17 protein-coding genes are annotated in these 16,268 nt (G+C 70.2%); 15 read left to right on the forward strand and 2 right to left on the reverse strand.

Going from position 1 to position 16,268, the window contains the following annotated elements:
* The 3 genes from AC08OU_RS01310 to AC08OU_RS01320 all read left to right on the forward strand — a co-directional run.
* A partial coding sequence (locus AC08OU_RS01310) for a ComEC/Rec2 family competence protein (RefSeq protein WP_476604095.1) occupies positions 1-947 on the forward strand: 947 nt, incomplete at its 5' end.
* Between the two features lies 1 nt (position 948).
* Positions 949-1,953: a DNA polymerase III subunit delta gene (gene holA / locus AC08OU_RS01315; protein ID WP_476604096.1), complete on the forward strand. Its 1,005-nt coding sequence runs from the start codon at positions 949-951 to the stop codon at positions 1,951-1,953.
* Positions 1,950-2,285 (forward strand): hypothetical protein, encoded by a 336-nt coding sequence (locus tag AC08OU_RS01320; protein WP_476604097.1) that lies wholly within the window; start codon positions 1,950-1,952, stop codon positions 2,283-2,285. Before holA ends, AC08OU_RS01320 begins: the two co-directional genes overlap by 4 nt.
* Positions 2,286-2,364: 79 nt before the next feature.
* Here the strand turns inward: AC08OU_RS01320 and rpsT are convergent, their stop codons facing one another.
* Complete coding sequence (gene rpsT / locus AC08OU_RS01325) at positions 2,365-2,634, reverse strand: 30S ribosomal protein S20 (protein ID WP_476598592.1); 270 nt, start codon at positions 2,632-2,634, stop codon at positions 2,365-2,367.
* A 275-nt stretch (positions 2,635-2,909) separates the two neighbouring features.
* Between rpsT and lepA the strand changes: the two genes are divergently transcribed.
* Positions 2,910-4,754, forward strand: a complete 1,845-nt coding sequence (gene lepA / locus AC08OU_RS01330) for a translation elongation factor 4 (protein WP_462188091.1) — start codon at positions 2,910-2,912, stop codon at positions 4,752-4,754.
* 60 nt (positions 4,755-4,814) lie between these two features.
* Here the strand turns inward: lepA and AC08OU_RS01335 are convergent, their stop codons facing one another.
* Positions 4,815-4,979, reverse strand: a complete 165-nt coding sequence (locus AC08OU_RS01335; RefSeq protein ID WP_462188092.1) for a hypothetical protein — start codon at positions 4,977-4,979, stop codon at positions 4,815-4,817.
* 225 nt (positions 4,980-5,204) lie between these two features.
* Here AC08OU_RS01335 and hemW point away from each other — a divergent pair, with 225 nt between their 5' ends.
* The 11 genes from hemW to AC08OU_RS01390 all read left to right on the forward strand — a co-directional run bounded on the left by hemW (position 5,205) and on the right by AC08OU_RS01390 (position 16,264).
* The gene (hemW, locus tag AC08OU_RS01340; protein WP_462188093.1) at positions 5,205-6,440 is read left to right on the forward strand and encodes a radical SAM family heme chaperone HemW; all 1,236 of its coding nucleotides are present in this window, start codon (positions 5,205-5,207) and stop codon (positions 6,438-6,440) included.
* 271 nt (positions 6,441-6,711) lie between these two features.
* Positions 6,712-7,731, forward strand: coding sequence for a heat-inducible transcriptional repressor HrcA (hrcA, locus tag AC08OU_RS01345; protein ID WP_476598590.1), 1,020 nt, complete (start codon positions 6,712-6,714; stop codon positions 7,729-7,731).
* Positions 7,731-8,873: a molecular chaperone DnaJ gene (dnaJ, locus tag AC08OU_RS01350; RefSeq protein WP_476598588.1), complete on the forward strand. Its 1,143-nt coding sequence runs from the start codon at positions 7,731-7,733 to the stop codon at positions 8,871-8,873. The genes hrcA and dnaJ overlap by 1 nt, the downstream gene beginning before the upstream one ends.
* Positions 8,874-8,996: 123 nt before the next feature.
* Positions 8,997-9,707, forward strand: coding sequence for a 16S rRNA (uracil(1498)-N(3))-methyltransferase (locus tag AC08OU_RS01355; RefSeq protein WP_462188097.1), 711 nt, complete (start codon positions 8,997-8,999; stop codon positions 9,705-9,707).
* A gap of 151 nt (positions 9,708-9,858) precedes the next feature.
* Positions 9,859-10,896 (forward strand): PhoH family protein, encoded by a 1,038-nt coding sequence (locus AC08OU_RS01360; RefSeq protein ID WP_462188098.1) that lies wholly within the window; start codon positions 9,859-9,861, stop codon positions 10,894-10,896.
* 28 nt (positions 10,897-10,924) lie between these two features.
* A complete protein-coding gene (gene ybeY / locus AC08OU_RS01365) occupies positions 10,925-11,521 on the forward strand; it encodes an rRNA maturation RNase YbeY (RefSeq protein WP_476594917.1) in 597 nt (198 codons plus the stop codon).
* Positions 11,522-11,541: 20 nt separating this feature from the next.
* Positions 11,542-12,906, forward strand: coding sequence for a hemolysin family protein (locus AC08OU_RS01370; RefSeq protein WP_462202793.1), 1,365 nt, complete (start codon positions 11,542-11,544; stop codon positions 12,904-12,906).
* Positions 12,903-13,328 (forward strand): cytidine deaminase, encoded by a 426-nt coding sequence (locus AC08OU_RS01375; protein ID WP_476598586.1) that lies wholly within the window; start codon positions 12,903-12,905, stop codon positions 13,326-13,328. Before AC08OU_RS01370 ends, AC08OU_RS01375 begins: the two co-directional genes overlap by 4 nt.
* Before the next feature lies 1 nt (position 13,329).
* The gene (gene era, locus AC08OU_RS01380) at positions 13,330-14,253 is read left to right on the forward strand and encodes a GTPase Era (protein WP_476598584.1); all 924 of its coding nucleotides are present in this window, start codon (positions 13,330-13,332) and stop codon (positions 14,251-14,253) included.
* Between the two features lie 194 nt (positions 14,254-14,447).
* Positions 14,448-15,179, forward strand: coding sequence for a DNA repair protein RecO (gene recO, locus AC08OU_RS01385; RefSeq protein ID WP_462187699.1), 732 nt, complete (start codon positions 14,448-14,450; stop codon positions 15,177-15,179).
* 287 nt (positions 15,180-15,466) lie between these two features.
* Positions 15,467-16,264 (forward strand): isoprenyl transferase, encoded by a 798-nt coding sequence (locus AC08OU_RS01390; RefSeq protein ID WP_476598582.1) that lies wholly within the window; start codon positions 15,467-15,469, stop codon positions 16,262-16,264.
* The last annotated feature ends 4 nt before the right edge of the window (positions 16,265-16,268 follow it).

The raw sequence follows: 16,268 nt of genomic DNA on the forward strand, positions 1-16,268 counted from the left end.
AGCGACAGATCCGGGTGCCGCGGCGACTGGTCGCCGCGGCCCTGGTCGGCCTGCTCCTGGCGCGATGCGCCGTTGCCGGGCGGCTGGCGCCGTGGCCGCCGCCCGGCTGGCGCCTGGTCGCCTGCGACGTCGGTCAGGGCGACGCCCTCGTGCTGTCGGCGGGACCGGGCACCGCGGTGCTGGTCGATGCCGGCCCCGATCCGGCCCTGCTGACCCGCTGCCTCTCTGACCTCGGCGTGCGACGGATACCGGTGGTCATTCTCAGTCACTTCCACGCCGATCACGTCGAGGGGCTGCCGGCCGTGCTCGGCCGGCTTCCGGTGGGGGAGGTACTCAGCAGCCCGCTGGGGGAACCCGTTCTCCAGTGGCATCGGGTCCAACAGTGGACCCGGCGGGCCGGTGTGCCGCTGCGGACGGCCGTCATCGACTCCCGGGCACGGGTGGGGGCGGTCTCCTGGACCGTCCTGGCTCCGCGCACCGTGTTGCACGGCACCGAGAGCGATCCCAACAACGCGAGCCTGGTGCTCTCCGCACGGGTGGGGGAGGTGACCATCCTGCTCACCGGGGATGTGGAGCCGCCGGCCCAGCGGATGTTGACCGGCCGGCCGGGGGATCGGACGGCGCTACGAGCCGACGTGCTCAAGGTGCCCCATCACGGCGCCGCGGATCAGGACGTCACCTTCCTCGCGGCGACCGGGGCCCGATTTGCCCTGATCAGTGTCGGCACCGGGAACAGCTATGGTCATCCCGCGCGGTCCACCCTGCGGACGCTGCGCCGGTCCGGCATGGCCGTCGCCCGGACCGACCGCGACGGCGCGGTGGCGGTGGTCGCCGCGGCGGCACCCGCCGGGTCCGCCGAGTCCGGGTCGCCGGCGGGAGCCGCCTCCGGGTCGGGGGCGCGGGTCCGCGTCTCGGTGGTGCTCCGCCGGCCTGGGGGCGGATCGTGACATGCTCACCTGCGTGTCCTCCTCTGCACTGCCGCCGCTCGTCCTCGTCACCGGCGGCGAGGATCTACTCGTCGGTCGAGCCGTGCGCGGGGTTCTCGACGCGGCTCGGGCCCGTGATCCCGACGTCGAGGTCGTCGACCGGGCGGCCGGTGAGCTCAGCGAGGCCGATCTGATCGACCTCGGCGCCACCTCGATGTTCGGAGGTGGCCGGGTGATGGTCGTCCGTGGCACGCAGGACCTCGCCGAGGATCTGCGTGACGCGTTGCTGGAGTACATCGGTCGTCCGCTCGACGACGTCGTGCTCGTCGTCGTCCACAGCGGAGCGGTGAAGAACCGCAAACTCGCGGACGCGATGAAGGCCGCGGGCGCGCGGGTCGTGCCGGCAGTGAAGATCACCAAGCCGCGGGAGCGTCACGATTTCGTCGTCGCCGAAGTGCGGCGTCTCGGCGGCCGGGTCAGCGAGGGCGCGGTGCGCGCCCTGCTCGACGCGGTCGGCGGTGATCTGCGTGAGCTCGCCGCCGTTTGCGATCAGCTCGTGGCCGACACCGACGGGCTGCTCGACGAGGCCGCGGTGGCCCGTTTCCACCGGGGCCGGGCCGAGGCCAGCGGGTTCGTCGTCGCGGACGCGATCATCGGCGGCGACCTGCCGCAGGCGTTGACGCTGCTGCGTCAGTCCCTGGAGGGGGGTACCGCGGCCGTACTGGTCTCCAGTGCCGTCGCCGGTGGTCTGCGTGACCTCGCCCGGGTGGCGTCCGCGGGTCCTGGCTCGAAGTGGGATCTCGCCCGAGCCCTGGGCATGCCGGACTGGAAGGTCGAGAAGGCGCAGCGCTCCGCCCGGGCCTGGTCGGACCGGGGTCTCGGCCAGGCCCTGCGGGCGGCCGCCGAGGCCGACGCTGGCGTCAAGGGCACTGCGGTCGACGCCGGTTACGCCTTGGAGAAACTGTTGCGCGAGGTCGCCGTGGCCAGGTCGGGTGGGCGGGCCCGGGCGGCCGGGAGCCGGGGATGACCGACGGTCCGGGAGCCGGTGCCGGCCTCGTCGTGGCTCCCCAGCCGGCCGTCGACCCTGACGCCCCGCCGCCGGGCGGCTGGTTCGGCCTGCGGGTGCTACCTGCGGGCTGGATGCGGGGACTGCTCATGATCGTGACTGGGCTGGTCACGGTGGTGATTGCACTCGGTGATCTTGCGAGCGCCTGGGTGGTCGGTGTCCTCCCGCTGACCGTCGGCGCGATGGTTGCCTATCACGAGGTGCTTGAGCGGCTGATCCGGCCGGACGACGTCTCGGCGGAACCGGCCCCACTGCAGCCCGGAGCCCGTTCCACGCCGTGCAGGGGGCTCTGACCGGACGAGAGGCCTGACCGGCGGGTGGACACGCGGAAAGGCCGGGACGCCTGCGGCGCCCCGGCTGGAGGAAGACGACTCAGCTGGCGGCCAAGTCGGCATGCGCGCGAGCCAGCGCCGACTTCTTGTTGGCGGCCTGGTTGGCGTGAATGACACCCTTGCTGACGGCCTTGTCCAGCTTGCGGGACGCGATCCGCAGCGTCTCGTCGGCGCGCTCGACGTTACCGGCCTCCACGGCGTCGCGGAAGCGACGCACGTGCGTCTTGAGTTCCGACTTCACAGCCTTGTTGCGCAGCCGCCGCTTCTCGTTGGTGAGGTTGCGCTTGATCTGCGACTTGATGTTGGCCACGCGGGAGAACCTCTGATTTGTCGAGTCGGGGTGGTGCGGACACGTTATAGTACGCGCCGCACGGAACGGCGAGCAGATCATGACCGGACGACGATACGGCCCGTCACGACGACGATGCGGCCCATCACGGACGGCACTCAGATTATCAAACCCCCGCGCGCCGGCGCACCGGCGCACCGGCGCGCGCGGCTCCTGGCACGATGAAGGTGGTCGACCCAGATCTCGGCACGGGCGGCTCCACCGTGATCACCGCAAGCGAAACGAGAACTCTCCGCGTGTCCACAGCCCCGCACCTGGCGCCCGGCGCCGACCCGGCGATGATCCGCAACTTCTGCATCATCGCCCACATCGACCACGGCAAGTCGACCCTTGCCGATCGGATGCTTGGTGTGACCGGTGTCGTGGAGGCGCGCAACATGCGCGCGCAGTACCTCGACCGCATGGACATCGAGCGTGAGCGCGGGATCACCATCAAGGCCCAGAACGTGCGCCTGCCATGGCGGGCCGACGATGGTCGGGACTACATCCTGCATCTCATCGACACGCCGGGCCACGTTGACTTCAGTTACGAGGTGAGCCGTTCGCTCGCGGCCTGCGAGGGCGCGGTGCTGCTGGTCGACGCGGCCCAGGGCATCGAAGCGCAGACTCTGGCGAACCTGTACCTGGCGATTGAGAACGACCTGACCATCGTTCCGGTACTCAACAAGATCGATCTTCCGGCGGCCCAGCCGGAGAAGTACGCTGAGGAGATCGCGACGATTATCGGCTGCGAACCGGGCGAGGTGCTCCGCGTGTCCGGCAAGACCGGTCAGGGGGTGCCGGAGCTGCTCAACGAGATCGTGCGCCGGGTGCCCGCCCCGGTCGGCGATCCGGACGGTCCGGCTCGTGCGATGATCTTCGACAGCGTCTACGACATCTACCGCGGCGTCATCACCTATGTACGGGTGGTCGATGGCACGCTGACCACCCGCGACCGGTGTCTGATGATGTCGACCGGCGCGAGCCACGAGACCCTCGAGGTAGGTGTCATCTCGCCGGACCCCCATCCGACCGGGTCGCTGTCGGTCGGCGAGGTCGGCTACGTCATCCCTGGGGTCAAGGACGTCCGGCAGGCCCGGGTCGGCGACACCATCACCACTACCCGGCGGCCGGCGACGGAGATGCTCGGTGGCTATCGGGATCCGTTGCCGATGGTGTACTCCGGGCTGTATCCGATCGACGGCAGCGAGTATCCCGCGCTGCGCGAGGCTCTCGACAAGCTTCAGCTCAACGACGCCGCCCTGACCTACGAACCGGAAACCTCCGCGGCACTGGGGTTCGGATTCCGGTGCGGCTTCCTGGGCCTGCTGCATCTGGAGATCGTCCGGGAGCGGCTGGAGCGCGAGTTCAACCTCACCCTCATCTCCACGGCCCCGAACGTCGTCTACCGGGTGGTCATGGAGGACCTTTCCGAGGTCACAGTGACCAATCCCAGTGACTGGCCGGGTGGGAAGATCGCCGAGGTGTACGAGCCCGTCGTCGAGGCGATGCTGCTGCTGCCGACCGACTTCGTCGGGGCGGTGATGGAACTGTGCCAGGGCCGGCGCGGCGTCCTGAAGGGGATGGACTATCTGTCGACCGACCGGGTGGAACTCAAGTACACGTTGCCCCTCGGTGAGATCATCTTCGACTTCTTCGACGCCCTGAAGTCCAGGACCCGGGGCTATGCCAGCCTCGACTACGAGCCGGCGGGGGAGCAGCTGGCCGATCTGGTGAAGGTCGACATCCTGTTGCAGGGGGAGACCGTCGATGCTTTCTCGGCGATCGTGCACCGTGAGAAGGCCTACGCTTACGGCGTGTCCATGACGACCAAGCTGCGCGAGCTGATTCCGCGTCAGCAGTTCGAGGTGCCGATCCAGGCGGCGATCGGCAGCCGGATCATCGCGCGGGAGAACATCCGCGCCATCCGCAAGGACGTGCTCGGCAAGTGCTACGGCGGCGACATCACCCGCAAGCGCAAGCTGCTCGAGAAGCAGAAGGAGGGCAAGAAGCGGATGAAAACGATCGGTCGGGTCGAGGTGCCACAGGAGGCCTTCATCGCGGCGCTGTCCACGGACACCGGCAAGCCGGCGGTGAAGTGAGTCCGGTGCGGGGCCGACGCGGGACCGTGGCGCCATCTGCCTGTTCGGTGGGTCGGCCGCTCAGCCGGTCGGCAGGGGGGTGGCCGGGAGACGGATCGGTTCGGTGGCCGGTTCGGAGAACGACAGGCCCGCGACGGGGGCGGCGGCGCTGGAACGGTACACGGTGGTTCGGGGTGGGAGCAGTTCGAAGATCTCGTCGAGAACGGCCCTGGCGTCGTCGTCCATGACCGGATCTTTTCGCACCGACGTCGATCGGTCCACGGTGAACCACTCATATTTTCCCTTCTGTGCCCAACGATGACAAAATGTCATTACACTCGGCCAGCTTCGCTGAAGCGGGTATTCCGGCCTTATCTCCAGGTGGTCCTCGTGTGGCCATCCTTGGCCCGCCGACGCGGTTGACAAACGTAGCGTTGCCGCGAGAGCACACGTTGGGGGCACACTGGGGGCATGCCACAAAAGCCTCCCGACGGCTCGCCTCCGCCGGACGACGGTGCCCTCCCGGCTGCCGCGCTGGCCGAGGTGACCCGGCGACCGTTCGGGGTCTACGTGCATGTGCCCTACTGTGCGGCGCGCTGCGGCTACTGCGACTTCAACACCTACACGGCGGCCGACCTGGGCGGCGCACTGGTGTCGTCGGTGGGCCTCACGACGTTCGTCGACATCGCGACTGGCGAGGTCCGGCTCGCGCGTACCGTGCTTGGTGAGCAGGAGCTCGTGATCTCCACGGTCTTCGTCGGTGGCGGCACGCCGACCCTGTTGACCGCTGACGATCTCGGGCGGCTGTTGCGGATCCTGGACGACGGGTTCGGGTTGGCGCCCGACGCGGAGATCACTACCGAGGCGAATCCGGAGTCGGTGGATCCGGCGCAACTGGAGCAGCTGCGCGCCGCCGGTTACACCCGGATCTCCTTTGGCATGCAGAGTAGCCGTCCGCACGTCCTCGCCGCCCTGGACCGGCGGCACACCCCCGGCCGCGTGCCCGAGGTGATGCGCTGGGCCCGCAAGGCCGGCTTTGACCAGGTCAGCCTGGACCTCATCTACGGGGCTCCGGGCGAGTCGGAGGCGGACTGGGCGGCGAGCCTGGACGCGGCGATCCAGCTCGGCCCGGACCACGTCAGTGCCTACGCGCTGACGGTTGAGGAGGGCACGAAACTGTCCCGCCGGGTCCGCCGGGGCGAGCTGCTCGAACCCGACGACGACCTGCTTGCCGACCGCTACCTGCAGGCCGATGACGCTCTGTGCGCGGCCGGCCTGACCAGCTACGAGGTCAGCAACTGGTCGCGGGGGGCCGGTACCCGGTGCCGGCACAATCTGGGGTACTGGCGCGGAGATCACTGGTGGGGGATCGGTCCGGGCGCGCACAGCCACGTCGGCGGGGTGCGATGGTGGAACGTGCGTCATCCGGCGGAGTACGCGGCCCGGCTGGGGGCCGGGCGCAGTCCCGCGGCCGCCCGGGAGGAGCTCGACGCGCAGGCCCGCAGGGTCGAGCGGGTCATGCTGGGCGTCCGGTTGGCCGAGGGACTGGCCGTCGGTGAGCTGGACGGGGCCGGCCGGGAGGCCGCCGCCGGGCTCGCGAAGTCCGGCCTGGTGGAACCCGGTGCCCTGGAGTTCGGCCGGGTGCGTCTCACCCGTCGCGGTCGTCTGCTCACCGACACGGTCGTGCGAGCCCTGCTGCCCGGCTGATGCCGCTGCCCGACTGGTGCCGCTGCCCGACTGGCGGCCGTCCAGTGGCCCGATCGGGCGGGACTGGAACCTGGGTACCGGCGTGTTCGTTTCGTTATGAGGACGTCGCCGGGCCCTCACCGGTAATTCGTGGGGCGGCTCATGTTCTGTGCTTCGACCTGAGCAGGCGGCTACACTTGGCACTCACTGCGGCCGAGTGCCAAGCTGGGTGCCCGCCGCTGTACATACCGTGGCCCGGCCACGTCCCGCCTGGTGAAGGGGGTGCGACCGCGTGCTGGAGGATCGGCGGCTCGAAGTCTTTCGGGCGATTGTTGAGGACTTTGTGCTGAGCAACGAGCCGGTGGGTTCCAAGGCGCTGGCGGAGCGGCACAACCTCGGTGTGTCATCAGCTACTGTCCGTAACGACATGTCCGCCCTGGAGGAAGAGGGGTACATCACACAGCCCCATACCAGCGCAGGACGGATACCGACGGACAAGGGCTACCGGTTGTTCGTGGACCGGTTGTCCGGGGTGAAGCCGCTGTCCCGGGCTGAACGTCGGGCGATCCAGAGCTTCCTGGAGGGCGCCGTCGACCTGGACGACGTGGTGCGCCGCTCCGTGCGGCTGCTCGCCCAGCTCACCCGGCAGGTGGCCGTCGTGCAGTACCCCTCCCTGTCGAGTAGCAGCATCCGGCACATCGAGGTTGTCACGCTCGGCCCGTACCGCCTGCTGATGGTCCTCATCACCGACACCGGGCGGGTCGAGCAGCGTATCGTCGACAGCCTCGTACCCATCGACGACGAGGTCGCCGGCGAGCTGCGTTCCGCGCTCAACTGCGCGCTGGCCGGCCGGCGCTTGGTCGACGCCCCCGACATCGTCGCGGCCCTGCCCGACAGCACCCGCTCCGAGCTGCGCCCTTACCTGACCACGATGGCCGGCGCCGTGCTGGAGTCGCTGGTCGAGCGGCAGGAGGAGCGCATCGCGATGGCCGGGACGGCGAATCTCACGCGGTCCCCGGTCGACTTCGCCGACTCGTTGCGGTCGATACTTGAGGCATTGGAAGAACAGGTCGTGCTGATGAAGCTCATCGGCTCGGCGCGGGAGACCGGTACTGTAACCGTACGGATCGGTCGCGAAACGGATGTGGACGCCCTCCGGTCCACCGCGGTGGTGGCCACGGGATACGGTCGTGGTCCCTTCGCGCTGGGTGGGATGGGGGTGGTCGGCCCGATGCGCATGGACTATCCGGGGACGATGGCGGCCGTCCGGGCCGTCGCCAAATATGTGGGTGAACTCTTGGGTGCCGACTGATGGCAGTGGATTATTACGCCGTTCTGGGCGTACGCCGGGAAGCGTCGAACGACGAGATCAAGCGGGCCTACCGCAAACTGGCCCGTGAGCTGCATCCGGACGTCAATCCAGATCCGGATGCGCAGCAGCGATTCCGGGGCGTCACGGCCGCGTACGAGGTGCTCTCCGATCCGGAGAAGCGCCAGATCGTCGACCTGGGCGGCGATCCGCTCGCGTCCGGCGGCGGCGGCGGTGGTGGTTCGCCGTTCGGCGCCGGTTTCGGCGGCCTTGGTGACATCATGGACGCCTTCTTCGGCGGCGGGTCGAGCCGTGGGCCCCGGTCCCGGGTCCGGCGCGGCAACGACGCGCTGCTGCGTATCGAGCTCGACCTGTCCGAGACCGCGTTCGGCGCCACGCGCGAGATCACCGTGGACACGGCGGCGGTGTGCTCGACGTGTACCGGCGCCGGTGCGGCTCCCGGCACGCACCCGTCGACCTGCGGTACCTGCGGCGGGCGGGGCGAGGTCCAGCAGGTCACCCGTTCCTTCCTCGGCCAGATGGTGACCTCCCGGCCTTGTCCGCGGTGTTCGGGTACCGGCACCGTGATCGAGCATCCCTGCCGGGACTGCGGCGGCGACGGCCGGGTACGCAAGCGCCGGACGCTCACCGTGAAGATCCCCTCCGGGGTCGAGGACGGCATGCGCATCCGGCTGTCGGGCGAGGGCGAGGTCGGGCCCGGCGGCGGGCCGCCCGGTGACCTTTACGTCGAGGTCTCCGAGAAGCAGCACCCGGTCTTCACCCGGGAGGGCGACGATCTGCACTGTGAGCTGCCGCTGCCGATGACCTCGGCGGCGCTCGGCACCTCCGCCACGCTGGAGACCCTCGACGGCACCGAGACCATCGCCGTGAAGCCCGGCACCCAGCCCGGTGAGGTCATCAAGCTCGCCGGGCGCGGGGTTCCGCATCTGCGGGCCGCCGGGCGCGGTCATCTGCACATCCACATCAACGTCGAGACTCCGACGAAGCTGGACGGCGAGCAGGAGCGGTTGCTGCGGGAGTTGGCGAAGCTGCGCGACGAGGAGGCGCCGGCCGTCGTGGGCGGATCCTCCGACGGCGGCGCGGCGGGGCTGTTCCGGCGGCGGGGCACGCGCCGTGGCCGTTAGCCCGGTCGTCGGCCGTGACCGCTGCGGAGAGGATGCATCCTGACCAGCGCCCTGTTCCGGCTGTCGCCGCTGCCGATCGCGGACTCGTTCACCCTCGCTGGTCCGGAGGGTCGCCATGCGGCCATGGTGCGCCGGCTGCGGCCGGGGGAACCGGTCGACGTGACCGACGGTCTTGGCCATGCGGTGGAGTGCGAGGTCGTCGCCGTCCGGCGGGATGAGATCGACTGCGCCGTCCGGCGCCGGGCCGCCGCCGGGGCCCCGAGCCCCCGGCTGGTTGTCGTGCAGGCCCTTGCCAAGGGGGATCGGGGCGAGCGGGCGGTGGAGATGCTGACCGAGGTCGGTGTCGACGAGATCGTGCCGTGGTCGGCGGCCCGGTCCGTGGCCCGTTGGGAGGATGTCCGTGGCGTGCGGGCCCGGGAACGCTGGGTCAGAGCCGCGGAGGAGGCGTCGAAGCAGTCCCACCGACTGCACTGGCCAGTGGTGGGCGAGCTGGCCGGCCTGAAGGAGGTTGTCGAGCGGGTGCGGGCGGCGGCGCTTGCCGTCGTCCTGCACGAGGAGGCGACCATCCCGTTGGTCGGACTGGCCCGCTCGGTTGGACTGGTCCGCTCGGTTGAGGTGCCGGAGCGGGTGGGCCCGACCGCCTCGGCGGCGGAGCTGGTGCTCGTCGTGGGCCCCGAGGGAGGGGTGTCCGAGCCGGAACTGGCCACGCTGGGTGAGGCCGGAGCGATTGTGTCGCGGCTCGGTTTGACGGTGCTGCGCACATCCACCGCCGGCGTCGTGGCCGCGGCGGTCGTGTTCGCGGACCTCGGTCGTTGGGACGGCCCGGCGCGGTGATGGATAGACTGGCCAGGTAGCGCCCGTGGTCCGCCTCGCTGGGCGGCCCCTCCGGCTGGAGGGGTTCTGTCCCGGTGTCGGCTGTCCGCGCCGCGCCGCCTACCGCGATCATCAATCCTGAGAGGTGCCCCGGCCTCGCTGGCCGCTCTTTATGCCCGAATCCGTTACGCCACCCGTCGCGCCCGACACCAGGGTCCAGACGCGCATTGTCGTACCCGGTCCGCACAGCATGGTGAGTCTGCTCGGTCACCAGGATCAGCTGCTCCGTACCGTCGAGAAGGCTTTCTCCTCGGATATCCATGTGCGTGGCAACGAGATCACCATCACCGGCGCTCCGGCTGAGAACGAGCTCGCTGCCAGGTTGTTCGCCGAGCTCATCGCGCTGCTCGACGCCGGGACGGAGCTCAGCCCGCAGCATGTCGACCATTCGCTGGCGATGCTGCGCAGCGGCGCCGAGGAGCGGCCGGCCGAGGTTCTCACCCTCAACATCCTCTCCAGCCGGGGCCGGACGATCCGGCCGAAGACGCTGAACCAGAAGCGGTACGTCGACGCGATCGACCAGCACACCATCGTTTTCGGGATCGGGCCGGCCGGCACCGGCAAGACCTACCTCGCCATGGCGAAGGCCGTTCAGGCGTTGCAGGCCAAGAAGGTGAACCGGATCATTCTGACCCGCCCCGCGGTCGAGGCGGGGGAACGCCTCGGGTTCCTGCCGGGGACCCTGTACGAGAAGATCGATCCTTACCTGCGGCCGCTCTACGACGCGCTGCATGACATGATCGATCCGGACTCGATCCCGCGGCTGATGCAGAGCGGCACGATCGAGGTGGCCCCACTGGCCTACATGCGCGGCCGGACGCTGAACGACGCCTTCATCATCCTCGACGAAGCCCAGAACACCTCGCCGGAACAGATGAAGATGTTCCTCACCCGGCTCGGCTTCGGCGCGAAGATCGTTGTTACTGGGGACGTGACCCAGGTCGACCTCCCCAGCGGCACCCGCAGCGGGCTGCGGGTGGTCCGGGAGATCCTCGACGGCCTCGACGACGTCCATTTTGCATCCCTGACCAGCTCCGATGTGGTTCGGCACCGGCTCGTGAGCGAGATCGTCGACGCTTACGCCCGCTGGGACGCGGCCAGCGCGCCGCCACCCGCTCCGGCCCGGTCTGCCCGTCGGGACCGACGGTGACCGTCGCCGCGGTCGGAGAGGACCGCTGATGGCCGTATTCGTTGCCAACGAGTCGGGCGCGAGTGACGTCGACGAGGTGAGGCTGGCCGCGCTCGCCCGGTTCGTGCTCGACGCCATGAAGGTGAACCCGCTCGCCGAGCTCTCGGTGATGCTGGTGGAGCCGAAGGCTATGACCGATCTGCACGTCCGGTACATGGGCGAGGAGGGCCCGACCGACGTCCTGTCCTTCCCACAGGACGACGCCTTCGACGCCTCGTGGTCGGAGTCGGTCGACGACGATCCGACCACCCTGCTCGGCGACGTCGTGCTGTGCCCGGACGTCGCGCGGCGGCAGGCGGAGCAGGCCGGTCACTCCTTCGATCGCGAGCTGTCCCTGCTGTGCACCCACGGCATCCTGCACCTGCTCGGCTACGACCACGCCGAGCCGGACGAGGAACGCGAGATGTGGAAGGTACAGAGCCAGCTGCTCGCGTCGTGGGACGGCGCGGTGCGGGCCCCCGGCGACGCGGACGCCGCCCGCGATGCCGCGGGCGGCGGCGAGGGCCGCCGTAGTGACCAGAGCCGCCGCAGTGACCAGGGCCGTGGCGGTGGCGCCGGAGAGCCCCCTGCCGCGCCCGCACGCTGACCCGGCACAAGGGGGTCCGCATGAGTTCCGGTGATCTTTTTCTCGTCTTCATCGCCGTGATGGGCTCGCTTGCCGCGGCGGGTCTCGGCGGCATCGACGCGGCCCTGACCCGGGTCTCCCGGGTGACGGTCGAGGGCTTCTCCCGCCAGGGCCGGGCCGGTGCCCGGAACCTGGCGACCGTCGTGGCCGATCCGGGCCGCTACCTCGCGCTGCTGCTGCTCCTGCGCATCGTCGCGGAGATGCTCGCCGCGGCCTGTATCACGGTGCTGTTCGTGCACGCCTACGGGGCCGGGTTCGCCGCGATCGGCCTCGGGACGCTGGCCTCGACCCTGGTCGCCTACATCCTCGTCGGGGTGATGTCCCGTACTCTGGGCCGCCAGCACGCCCCCGCGGTGGCGTTGGCCAGCGCCGGTCTCACGGTCCGGTTGGCGCGGATCTTCGGGCCGTTGCCCCGGCTGCTGATCGCGTTCGGCAACGCGGTCACCCCCGGCCCTGGTTTCCGGGATGGTCCCTTCGCCTCCGAGGCCGAGCTGCGCGATCTCGTCGACCTCGCCGAGGAGAACGAGGTCATCGAGCGCGAGGAACGCGACATGATCGCGTCGGTGTTCGAGCTCGGGGACACCCTGGTGCGCGAGGTGATGGTGCCGCGTCCGGACATGCTCTTCATCGAGTCGACGAAGACCGTCCGGCAGGCCCTCGCGCTGGCCCTGCGCAGCGGCTTCTCGCGGATCCCCGTCATCGGGGAGAGCGTCGACGACGTGGTGGGGATCGCCTTCCTCAAGGACATGGTCCGCCGGGAACGCGAGGGGGGCGAGGACGGTGCGATCGCTGAGATCATGCGTTCGCCCGCGCTTGTGCCCGAGAGTAAGCCCGCGGACGACCTGCTCCGCGAGATGCAGGCGTCGCGTACCCACATGGCGATCGTCATCGACGAGTACGGTGGAACGGCCGGACTCGTCACCATCGAGGACATCCTCGAGGAGATCGTCGGTGAGATCACCGACGAGTACGACAACGAGGTTCCGCCGGTGGAGTGGATCGACGCTGACACCGCGCGGGTAACCGCCCGGCTCGACATCGACGATCTGGCGAAGCTGTTCCACTTCGATGTGGACGACCTGCCCGGCGCGGACGACACCCTCACCGTCGGTGGCCTGCTGGCCACGGCCCTGGGACGGGTGCCCATCCCGGGTGCGACGGTCACGGTCGGTGGGTTGCGGCTGTCGGCGGAACGGGCCGCCGGCCGGCGTAACCAGATCGGCACCGTGGTCGTCCAGCGGTTGCCGCATCCGTCGAACGGCGACGACGGCTCGCCGCCTCCCCGATCCGACGACGGCGGCGAACCCGTGCGCAGCTCGTCGTCGGACCGAAAGGTGAATTCGTGACCGCCGACGTGACCCGGTCGGGGACCGTGCCTGCCGATGGCAACTCGGCCGACGGCGCCCCGGCTCTCGACCTCGCCGCCGAGGACGCGAAGCTCGTGGTGCTGGCCAGGGCGGCGCGGCAGCGTGCCTACGCCCCCTCGGGCGACCCTGCGGAGGGGGCGGCGCTGCGTGACACCGACGGTCGCACCTACGCGGCGGCGACTCTCGGCCTGGGCCGGGCCGAGCTAGCGATCTCGGCGCTGCGCGCGGCGGTGGCCGCCGCGGTGTCCAGTGGCGCCCGCCGGTTCGAAGCTGCCGCGGTGGTCACGCAGAAGGACGAGCTCGACCGCGCCGACCTGGCGACGTTGGCCGAGTTCGGCGCCGGGATCCCGGTGTTCCTCGCCGGCCCGGACGGCGTCGCCCGGACCAGGGTGACCACCTAGCGTGTCGACAACGACCTCGGTGCCGTTCCGGGCCGGCTTCGCCTGCCTCGTCGGACGGCCCAACGCCGGCAAGTCGACGCTGACGAACGCGCTGGTAGGGACGAAGGTCGCCATCACCAGCGGGCGACCACAGACCACTCGGCACGCCATCCGCGGCATCGTCCACCGCGACGACGCCCAGCTCGTCCTGGTCGACACCCCGGGGTTGCACCGGCCGCGCACGCTGCTCGGGCAGCGGCTCAATGACGTGGTGCGGGCCACGCTGTCCGAGGTTGACGTCGTCGGTTTCTGCATGCCCGCGGACGAGCCGGTCGGCCGGGGGGACCGCTTCATCGCCGAGGAGCTGTCCCGGCTGCCCAAGCGCACCCCGGTGGTCGCCATCCTCACCAAGACAGACCGGGTCGCCGATCCCGATCGGATCGGCGCCCGCCTGCTCGAGATCGCCGGGCTCGGCGAGTTCAGTGACATCGTTCCAGTCAGCGCGGTGCGCTCCTACCAGGTCGACGTGCTCGCCGACGTGCTCGTCGCCCGGCTGCCCGCCGGGCCTGCGCTGTATCCCGGTGGGGAGCTGACCGACGAACCGGAACAGGTGATGGTCGCCGAACTCGTCCGTGAGGCCGCGTTGGAGGGGGTCCGCGACGAGTTGCCGCACTCGCTCGCCGTCGTGGTGGAGGAGATGGTCCCCCGGGAGGGCAGGCCGGCGCAGCGTCCTCTCCTCGACGTCCGGGTGAACGTCTTCGTCGAGCGGCCCAGCCAGAAGGCGATTGTCATCGGGACCAGTGGATCCCGCCTCAAGGAGGTCGGTTCCCGCGCCCGTACCCAGATCGAGGCGCTCCTCGGCACCCCGGTCTTCCTCGATCTACATGTCAAGGTCGCCAAGGACTGGCAGCGCGATCCGCGTCAGCTGCGTCGCCTGGGGTTCTGAGCCGGCTCGCCGCCGGGCCCCACCGGGGCACCGTCCATGCCGCGTCCATGCCGCCATGTACTGCCGTACCTACCCCCGGCTATGGGAACGGGATGCCCGGCGGGCTCCTCAGGAGAACATCCCGGCTGGTACCGGCCATCTGCCGGGCGACCTCGCTTCACCGCATGAACTCGGGGCCGTGCAACCATGGGCGGGTGCCGGTGTATCGCGACGAAGGTGTCGTCCTGCGCACGGCCCCCCTCGCCGAGGCCGACCGCATCATTACCGTGCTCACCCGTCGGACCGGTCGGGTGCGGGCCGTCGCCAAGGGTGTCCGCAAGACGTCCTCGCGGTTCGGGTCGCGGCTGGAGCCGGGCACGTACGTCGATCTGCTGCTGCATTCCGGCCGGGCGCTGGACACGGTCACCCAGGCGGACATCATCTCTCCCTACGGCGCCACGATCGCCGTCGACTACCCGAGGTACACCGCGGCCGCGGTGATGCTCGAGACCGCCGAGCGGTTGACCAGCGAGGAACGCCAGCCCGCCCTGCGGCTGTTCCTCCTGCTCGTCGGTGGTCTGCGTACGCTCGCCGGCGGGGAGCGCCCACCCGCGCTCGTCCTCGACGCGTTCCTGCTGCGGGCGCTCGCGGTGTCCGGGTATGGGATGGCCCTAGACGACTGCGCGCGCTGCGGTGGGCCTGGGCTGCACCTGTCGTTGTCCGTGTCGGGCGGCGGCGTAGTGTGCCCGCAATGTCGCCCGCACGGTGCGGCGTCGGTGTCCGCGGGTGCGGTGCGGCTGCTCGCGGATCTGTTGTGCGGTGACTGGGACGGTGCACTGGTCAGTGACGCCCGCGCCCGGCGGGAGGCCGGTGGCATCGTCGCCGCCTATCTCCAGTGGCATCTCGAACGCGGGCTTCGCGCGCTGCCTCATCTGGAGAGGGCGTGACGCGGCCGGGCGCCGTGGTGGAGGTCTCGCGCGTGCGCTGGGACGGTCGTCCCGGGGAGGCGGGCTAGGCGGCCTGGGTGCGACCGCCGGGGAACGGGACCATGGGAGCGGGACGGCGGCGAGCGGGCCGTGGCGGAAGGACGAGGACGGACATGGTGAGGCGGAAAGCGGTGGTGGGTGCGTCCGGCGCGACCCGGCGCCGACGGGGGGACGATGTGGTGATGGCAGGGATCGGCAGGACGGATTGCGGCTTGAAGCCGCCCCGGACGGGTACGGGGAGGTAGGCGGTGGCGCTGCGTAATGATGTGGAGATGCGGTTCCGCGATCCGCATCCCCATCCCTCCGGCGCGCGGCCTCCGGTTCTGCCGTCGCGTCTCGTCCCGCGGCATGTGGGCATCGTCATGGACGGCAACGGACGGTGGGCGAAGAGGCGCGCGCTGGCGCGGACAAAGGGGCACGAGGCCGGCGAGGACGCCCTGTTCGACTGCGTCGAGGGCGCGATCGAGCTCGGGGTCCGATGGTTGTCGGTGTTCGCCTTCTCCACGGAGAACTGGAAACGGTCACCGGACGAGGTGGCGTTCCTGATGCGCTTCACCGACGGGGTGTTCGGCCGGCGCATCGAGGACATGCACGCGCTCGGTGTGCGGGTTCGCTGGGCGGGTCGTCGTCCCCGGCTGTGGGGGAACGTGATCAGGCGACTGGAGTCGTCCGAGGAACGTACCCGTGACAACGACCGGCTCACCCTGGTGATGTGCGTGAACTACGGCGGCCGGGCCGAGATCGCCGATGCCGCGGCGGCGATCGCCCGGGACGTGCGGGAGGGCCGGCTGCGCGTCGATCGGATCGATGAGGCGACCATCGGCCGCTACCTGGACGAGCCCGATATGCCCGATCTGGACCTCGTCATTCGGACTTCCGGGGAACAGCGGCTCAGCAACTTCCTGCTCTGGCAGGCCGCCTATGCCGAGTTCTCGTTCGTCGAGACGCTCTGGCCGGACTTCGACCGGCGCGATCTGTGGTCCGCCTGTGAGGACTTCGCCCGACGGGACCGGCGCTACGGCGGAACCGTCGCCCACCACGTCTGATGCC

This window comes from Frankia sp. CcMO1 (genome assembly GCF_977945845.1).